The following is a 5247-nucleotide window of genomic DNA, read 5'->3' on the forward strand; positions in this document are numbered from 1 at the left end:
CTACAATCAGCGCCGCCCTTCCACCGCCATGCGTACCGCCAGCCCGGCCAGCACCGTGCCCATCAGCCAGCGCTGCACCACCTGCCAGGTCGGGCGCGCGGCCAGGAAACCGGCGATGCTGCCAGCGGTCAGCGCAATCATGCCGTTCACGGTCACACTCACCGCGATCTGGGTGGAGCCCAGCACGATCGACTGCATCAGCACACTGCCTTCGCTGTCCGGGTGCAGGAACTGCGGCAGCAGCGACAGGTACATCACCGCCACTTTCGGGTTCAACAGATTGGTCAGGAACCCCATCGTGAACAGCTTGCGCGGGCTGTCCTGCGGCAGGTCACGCACCGCGAACGGCGAACGGCCACCGGGCTTGAGCGCCTGCCAGGCCAGGTACAGCAGGTACAGCGCGCCGCCGATGCGCAGCGCGTCGTAGGCGAACGGCACGGTCATCAGCAGGGCGGTGATGCCCAGTGCCGCACACAGCATGTAGAACACGAAGCCCAGCGCCACCCCGCCCAGCGAGATCAGGCCTGCCATCGGCCCCTGGCAGATCGAGCGTGAGATCAGGTAGATCATGTTCGGCCCGGGCGTAAGCACCATGGCCAGTGAAACAAGCGCGAAGGCCAGCAGGTCGGAAGTGGCGGGCATGGGCGGTCCTGGCAGTGGGCGTGGCGCAGTTTAACGCCTGCCGCAGGCGCGGCCTGCGCAGGCACCGCTGCCGGGTGACCGTTGCACGTGCATTCCGATGGCCATCACGCCGGTCGCTTAGAATTCGCAGCACCCCACACCGAAGCCCCCCATGACCCCCATCCCCGAGACCGTGCCGCCCACCGAAGTGCGCATGGCCGAAATCGTCTTTCCCAACCACACCAACCACCTTGGCACCCTGTTCGGTGGCCAGGCGCTGGCGTGGATGGACAAGGCCGCATTCCTGGCCGCCGCCCGTTACTCGCGCCGCACCGTGGTGACCGCGCGCAGCGACCAGGTCGACTTCAAGCTGCCGATCCGCATCGGCCAGATGGTGGAAACCATCGGCCGCATCGTCGAAGTCGGCCGCAGCTCGATGAAGGTGGAGGTGGAACTGGTCGCCGAAGACCTGCACAGCGGGGAGCGCAAGCTGTGCACCCGCGGCCACTTCGTGATGATCGCGCTGGACGAGGAAGGCCACCCGATCGCGGTGCCGCCGCTGCCGGCGGCCTGACCCGGCCAATGGACCGGCGCTTGCGGGGGCGCGGCCGCGCCCCCATCTGGCAGCCATGACCCTGCCACTGACCGACTTCATCGACCGTGCCCAGCGCCTGTTCGTGCTGACCGGCGCCGGCTGCAGCACCGCCTCGGGCATTCCCGATTACCGGGATGCCGACGGCCAGTGGAAACGCACGCCGCCGGTGACCTACCAGGCCTTCATGGGCGAGGCGGCCACCCGCCAGCGCTACTGGGCGCGCAGCCTGCTCGGCTGGCCGCGCTTCGGCCTGGCCCGGCCCAACGGCACCCACCAGGCCCTGGCCGCGCTGGAACGCCGCGGCACGCTGCAGGTGCTGCTGACCCAGAACGTGGACGGCCTGCACCAGCGCGCCGGCAGCCACAACGTGATCGACCTGCATGGCCGCCTGGACCTTGTGCGCTGCATGGGCTGTGAGCGTCGCAGCGATCGTGAAGGCTTCCAGCAGCGCCTGCTGGACGCCAATCCCGGCTGGGACGCGCTGGAGGCAGGCATCGCGCCCGATGGTGATGCCGATCTGGAGACCGATTTCTCCGCGTTCGTGGTGCCCGAGTGCCCGCATTGCGGCGGCCTGTTGAAGCCGGATGTGGTGTTCTTCGGCGAAAACGTGCCGCGGGAGCGCGTGCAGGCGGTGCAGGAGCACCTGCAGCAGGCCGACGCCGTGCTGGTGGTGGGTTCATCGCTGATGGTCTATTCCGGCTTCCGCTTCGTGCAGGCCGCAGCCAAGGCGGGGCTGCCGGTAGCCGCGTTGAACCGTGGCCGCACCCGCGCCGACGACCTGCTGCAGTTCAAGGATGAACGGGACTGCGCCGAGGCGCTGGCCGCGTGGGCTTCGTCCTGAGCCGAGCACACGCTCGGCTGCACGCCCACCGCGAAACAGCGATCCATCCAGACGGTTGATTCGCAGGCCGTGCGGCGGTGCAATACGCACCCCCTACGTCGTTCATCACCGTCTTGAGCCAGCTGTTTTCGCCGATCTCGTTCGGCCCCCTGACCCTGTCCAACCGCATCGTCATCGCGCCGATGTGCCAGTACTCCGCCGAAGATGGCCGCGCCAGCGACTGGCACGCCATGCATCTGGGCAACCTGGCGCAGTCCGGTGCCGGCCTGCTGATCCTGGAAGCCACCGCGGTCGAACCGCGCGGCCGCATCAGCTGGGCCGACCTGGGCCTGTGGGATGACGGCACCGAGGCCGCACTGGCGCAGGTGCTGGCCAGCGTCCGCCGCTGGTCGCCGATGCCGCTGGGCGTCCAGCTGGGCCATGCCGGCCGCAAGGCCTCGGTGAGGCGTCCGTGGGACGGTGGTGGCCAGTTGCCGGCTGATGATGCGCGTGGCTGGGCCACCGTGGCGCCGTCGCCGCTGCCGTTCCATGCCGCCGATCCGGCACCGCAGGAACTGGACGAGGCCGGCATCGCCGAGGTCATCGCCGCCTTCGCCGCCAGTGCGGTGCGCGCCGAGCGCCTGGGCTTCGAGCTGATCGAGCTGCATGCCGCGCACGGTTATCTGCTGCACCAGTTCCTGTCGCCGCTGAGCAACCGCCGCACCGATGGCTACGGTGGCTCGCTGCCGAACCGCCTGCGCCTGCTGGTGGAGGTTTTCGATGCTGTGCGTGCGGCAGTGTCCGACAAGGTCGCGGTGGGCGTGCGCATCTCCGCCAGCGACTGGGTCGATGGCGGCTGGGATCTGGTGCAGAGCGAAGCGCTGGCGCAGGTGATGGACGCGCGCGGCTGCAACTTCCTGCATGTCTCCAGCGGTGGCCTGGACGAGCGCCAGAAGATCACCGTCGGCCCGGGCTATCAGGTGCCGTTCGCGGCGGCGATCAAGGCCAAGGTGCGCATGCCGGTCATCGCCGTGGGCATGATCACCGAGCCGGAGCAGGCCGAATCGATCCTGCGCCATCGCCACGCCGATGCGGTAGCCCTGGCGCGCGGCATCCTCTACGACCCGCGCTGGCCGTGGCATGCCGCCGCCGCGCTGCGTGACAGCGTGGAGCCGGCACCGCAGTACCTGCGCTGCGAGCCGCGTGATGCGCGCGGCGTGTTCAAGACGCGCTGAGGCTCACACCCGCCAGGCCGGCGCCATGCCGGCCTGCAGGTGCTCGAACAGCGCGCGGATCTTGGCAGTGAAATCGCGGCGGTCGCTGACGCAGAAATAGACCTCCATCGGCTCCGGGCGCCATGCAGTGTCGGCGCCGAACACTGCCTGCAGGCGGCCATCGCGCAGGTACGGCTCTGCCACGAATGCGGCCAGCCGGGTGATGCCGGCACCGGCTGCGGCCAGCGTCGCCAGCGCATCGATGTCATCGCAGACCATGCTCGGCGGCAGTGCGGCGTCCACGCGCTGGCCATCCTTCAGCAGTCCCCAGCGCAGCGGCCGGCCGTCGGTGGGAAAGCGGTGCAGCAGCCCGCGATGGCCGCTCAGCTCGGAGGGTTGCTGCGGGGTGCCGTGTGCCTTCAGGTAGGCCGGCGAGGCGCAGAACACGAACGGCACGCGCGCCAGCTGCCGTGCGACGACCCCGTCCTCCAGCTGTGCACCGATGCGGATGCTGGCATCCACCGCTTCCGGGCCGTGCTGCACGGCGCGATCGGTCAGCCGCAGCTCCAGCTGCAGTTGCGGGTAGCGCTGCTGCAGCGAAGGCAGCAACGGCGCAAGCACGTGGCGACCGAACGCGCTGCTGCTGGCGATGCGCAGCGGTCCTGCCGGTTCGATGTCACCGGAGGTGACCATCGCCTGCGCGCGCGCCAGGTCGGCTTCGATGTGGCGCACCTGCGCCAGGTACAACGCGCCGGCCTCGCTGAGGGCCAGCTGGCGCGTACTTCGGTTCAGCAACCGTACGCCCAGATGCGCCTCCAGCCGGTTGATGTTCTGGCCGACTGCGGTGGCGCTGATGCCAAGGATGCGGGCCGCTGCGGCAATGCTGCCGGTCTCTGCGGTGCGGGTGAAGCTGCGGATCAGTTGCAACAGGTTCATGACCGACCAGCTTGCCATGGAGAAACCCAAGTATCGCTTGGGACTGAACCAAGCAGGTCGGTTGCATCGGTGACCATCGATCCCGAGGACAGGCTGCTGCCCTACACTCGGGCGATGCGCCCCGATTCCATCCTCACCCTGTCCTGCCCCGACCGTACCGGCATCGTCTACCGCGTATCCGGCCTGCTGTTCGACCACGGCTGCAACATTCTCGACGCCCAGCAGTTCGGCGACGAGGAGAGCGGCCGCTTCTTCCTGCGCGTGCATTTCGATCGCGATGCTGGCCTGCCGCTGGAGACCGTGCACGCCGCCATGGCCACGCTCGCCGCCGGCTTCGGCATGGACTGGCAGCTGCATGATGGCCGCCGCCGTGCACGCCTGCTGGTGCTGGTCAGCAAGCAGGGGCACTGCCTCAACGACCTGCTGTTCCGTGCCCACAGCGGCCAGCTGAAGGTGGACATTGCCGCAGTAGCGTCCAACCACGCCGACTTCGCGCCGCTGGCGGCGTCCTACCAGGTGCCGTTCCACCACCTGCCGGTGACCGCTGATACGCGCGCGGTGCAGGAGCAGCAGATCATCGACCTGGTCGAGCGCGAACGCATCGATCTGGTGGTGCTGGCGCGCTACATGCAGATCCTGTCACCCACGCTGTGCCGCGCGCTGGCCGGCCGTGCGATCAACATCCACCACAGCTTCCTGCCCAGCTTCAAGGGCGCGCAGCCGTACCACCAGGCACACGCGCGCGGGGTCAAGATCATCGGCGCCACCGCGCACTACGTCACCGAGGATCTGGACGAAGGCCCGATCATCGAACAGGACGTGGCCCGCGTGGACCACGCGATGGCGCCGCGCGAGCTGGTGCGGCTGGGCAGCGATACCGAATCGCTGGTGCTGGCGCGCGCCGTGCGCCGCCATGTGGAACACCGCATCCTGCTCAGCGGGCACCGTACGGTCGTGTTCCGGTAATCGCCCATCCCGCGTCCGCCGGGCATGGCCCGGCGCTACCACGGGTGCTATCCGGTAGTGCCGGCCGCTGGCCGGCAACTGCAGAGATCCCGAGG

Annotated in this window: 6 protein-coding genes; 4 read left to right on the plus strand and 2 right to left on the minus strand. The window is 69.0% G+C overall.

What is annotated here, in order from left to right:
• Nucleotides 1-6: 6 nt before the first annotated feature.
• Nucleotides 7-642 carry a LysE family translocator gene (locus ABE423_RS20485; RefSeq protein ID WP_293797974.1) on the minus strand — a complete coding sequence of 212 codons (636 nt, stop codon included), beginning with the start codon at nucleotides 640-642 and terminating at the stop codon, nucleotides 7-9.
• Nucleotides 643-793: 151 nt separating this feature from the next.
• Here ABE423_RS20485 and ABE423_RS20490 point away from each other — a divergent pair, with 151 nt between their 5' ends.
• From ABE423_RS20490 to ABE423_RS20500, 3 genes are all read left to right on the plus strand, one after another.
• Nucleotides 794-1195: an acyl-CoA thioesterase gene (locus ABE423_RS20490; protein WP_004153688.1), complete on the plus strand. Its 402-nt coding sequence runs from the start codon at nucleotides 794-796 to the stop codon at nucleotides 1193-1195.
• A gap of 55 nt (nucleotides 1196-1250) precedes the next feature.
• On the plus strand, nucleotides 1251-2057 hold the full coding sequence (locus ABE423_RS20495) for an NAD-dependent protein deacetylase (RefSeq protein WP_125895457.1): 807 nt from the start codon (nucleotides 1251-1253) through the stop codon (nucleotides 2055-2057).
• Between the two features lie 113 nt (nucleotides 2058-2170).
• Nucleotides 2171-3271, plus strand: coding sequence for an NADH:flavin oxidoreductase/NADH oxidase (locus ABE423_RS20500; protein WP_032128207.1), 1101 nt, complete (start codon nucleotides 2171-2173; stop codon nucleotides 3269-3271).
• 3 nt (nucleotides 3272-3274) lie between these two features.
• Here the strand turns inward: ABE423_RS20500 and ABE423_RS20505 are convergent, their stop codons facing one another.
• Nucleotides 3275-4186, minus strand: coding sequence for a LysR family transcriptional regulator (locus ABE423_RS20505; protein WP_049399772.1), 912 nt, complete (start codon nucleotides 4184-4186; stop codon nucleotides 3275-3277).
• A gap of 114 nt (nucleotides 4187-4300) precedes the next feature.
• On the opposite strand from ABE423_RS20505, the gene purU reads away from it, so the two are divergent.
• On the plus strand, nucleotides 4301-5152 hold the full coding sequence (gene purU, locus ABE423_RS20510) for a formyltetrahydrofolate deformylase (RefSeq protein ID WP_346487335.1): 852 nt from the start codon (nucleotides 4301-4303) through the stop codon (nucleotides 5150-5152).
• Nucleotides 5153-5247 lie beyond the last annotated feature (95 nt).

Source organism: Stenotrophomonas sp. TWI1409, from assembly GCF_039673015.1.
Classification (GTDB): domain Bacteria; phylum Pseudomonadota; class Gammaproteobacteria; order Xanthomonadales; family Xanthomonadaceae; genus Stenotrophomonas; species Stenotrophomonas maltophilia_A.

What these genes read in the sequence shown, in the direction of transcription:
- ABE423_RS20485 (WP_293797974.1), bottom strand. Translation starts at nt 642, where the DNA reads ATGCCCGCCACTTCCGACCTGCTGGCCTTCGCGCTTGTTTCACTGGCC.
- ABE423_RS20490 (WP_004153688.1), top strand. Translation starts at nt 794, where the DNA reads ATGACCCCCATCCCCGAGACCGTGCCGCCCACCGAAGTGCGCATGGCC.
- ABE423_RS20495 (WP_125895457.1), top strand. Translation starts at nt 1,251, where the DNA reads ATGACCCTGCCACTGACCGACTTCATCGACCGTGCCCAGCGCCTGTTC.
- ABE423_RS20505 (WP_049399772.1), bottom strand. Translation starts at nt 4,186, where the DNA reads ATGAACCTGTTGCAACTGATCCGCAGCTTCACCCGCACCGCAGAGACC.
- purU (WP_346487335.1), top strand. Translation starts at nt 4,301, where the DNA reads ATGCGCCCCGATTCCATCCTCACCCTGTCCTGCCCCGACCGTACCGGC.